Source organism: Psychrobacter sp. T6-1, from assembly GCF_052258445.1.
In genome coordinates this window covers 1-1503 of the sequence record NZ_JBQQFC010000435.1, presented here as the reverse complement: position 1 = coordinate 1503, position 1503 = coordinate 1, and the positions used below count along the sequence as shown (strand labels likewise).

Sequence of the window (1503 nt, the reverse complement as noted above, 5' to 3'; positions counted from 1 at the left end):
TGTTCAGGTTTTGCGCCCATTTTCTCAAGCTTTTGGATACTAAGCGCGGCAGTGACACCGCCCGTACCATAGATCATCGCCTCTTTTAGCGTGAGAGAGTCTGGACATTTAACCGCCCAATCAGCAGGAATAGCAATCATCTCAGCGAGGCCGCCATCAGTATTCATGCCTAGATCATAGCCAAAGATGACGACTTCTTGACCTTTGGTAAAGGTGCCAGACTTATCGCTAACGACCACGCCAGCAGCGTCGATACCTGGGGTATGTGGGAAGTTTTTGCTGATTGCTTTATTGCCTGAGGCTGACATTGCGTCTTTATAATTTAAGGATGAGTAATGCACCTCAACTAGCAGATCATTCTCAGGTAAATCGCTAACATGGCGCTGCTCAATGCTTTTGTTAAATTCGCCGTCGCTGGTTTCGCGTACGACTAGCGCTTTAAAGGTTTGCTCGGACATAATAGTATCTCCTAAAAAAATAGTGGTTTAGTGCTAGTAGGTTTGTATATATTTATGGTTTAAGTAATACCTTACCATTTTTACCCGATTGCAATTTGCCATCGACCGCCTGAGTAATATCCGCCAAATCAAAAGTAGCTTCGACAGGAAGCTGTAATTTACCATCTACCGCGCGCTCGATGAGTTCATCAACTAGGCGTTGTTTATTCTCTACGCTCATCTCTTGGCTCAGCTTGCTACCCCAAAATCCTTTGATCACCGCCTGTTTAAAGATCACATCGGTAGGGTTAAGTACCATAGGCTTACCTGACATCGCGCCAAATACTGCAAAGGTGCCACCATGACCTAGGAGCGAGAGCATATCGCCGCTGTCTTGACCGCCGACCGAATCAACTGCTGCGCTGATTTTGTCGTCACCGAGGAGCGTTTTGACCTGTTCTTTCCAGTCTTCATCTTCGGTATTGATGTTATTCTTTGCGCCGACCGCTTCTAATTCCTCTACCGCTTCTTTACTGCGTACGACATTGATGGTGTTGACATCGCGCGCTGCGGCTAGCATGGCAAGCGACTTACCGACCGCGCCATTAGCAGCGTTATGAATGACCCATTGACCACTTTCTACTTCTAAGAATTCGAGCAGCATAAGGGCACTTAGCGGCATAGCGATCAATTGCGCCGCCATCTCATCATCTAAGCTCTCAGGGATGGCAAAGACCATATCCTCGACAGCGACAAAGTACTCCGCCCAAGTGGCTTGTACACTGGCTGCGGCGACACGCTGACCGACTTTTAGATTTTTGACATCACTACCAACAGCATCGACCACGCCTACCGCCTCAGAGCCTGCGATGGCTGGCAGTTCAGGCTTAAAGCCATATTTGCCGCGAATGGTCAATAGGTCATGATTATGAATAGAGGCGAGTACGGTTTTGACGCGTACCTCGGTGGCTTTGGGCTCAGGAATTGGGCGATCGCCTAGGCTGAGTACTTCGGTTGGTTTGCCAAATTCGTTATAAGTTGCGCTGCGCATAATAAATCCTTTTTT

At 48.0% G+C, this 1503-nt stretch carries 2 protein-coding genes; both read right to left on the bottom strand.

Annotated features, from left to right (window positions below; translation table 11 throughout):
* Positions 1-458 (bottom strand): alcohol dehydrogenase catalytic domain-containing protein (locus tag ACTXGO_RS13575; protein WP_443574894.1); only part of this gene is annotated, 458 nt, incomplete at its 3' end.
* Between the two features lie 52 nt (positions 459-510).
* Complete coding sequence (locus tag ACTXGO_RS13570) at positions 511-1488, bottom strand: zinc-binding dehydrogenase (protein ID WP_443574895.1); 978 nt, start codon at positions 1486-1488, stop codon at positions 511-513.
* Positions 1489-1503: the final 15 nt, after the last annotated feature.

Bases quoted from the DNA above. Each gene is read 5' to 3' on its own strand.
- ACTXGO_RS13570 (WP_443574895.1), bottom strand. From the start codon at position 1,488: ATGCGCAGCGCAACTTATAACGAATTTGGCAAACCAACCGAAGTACTC.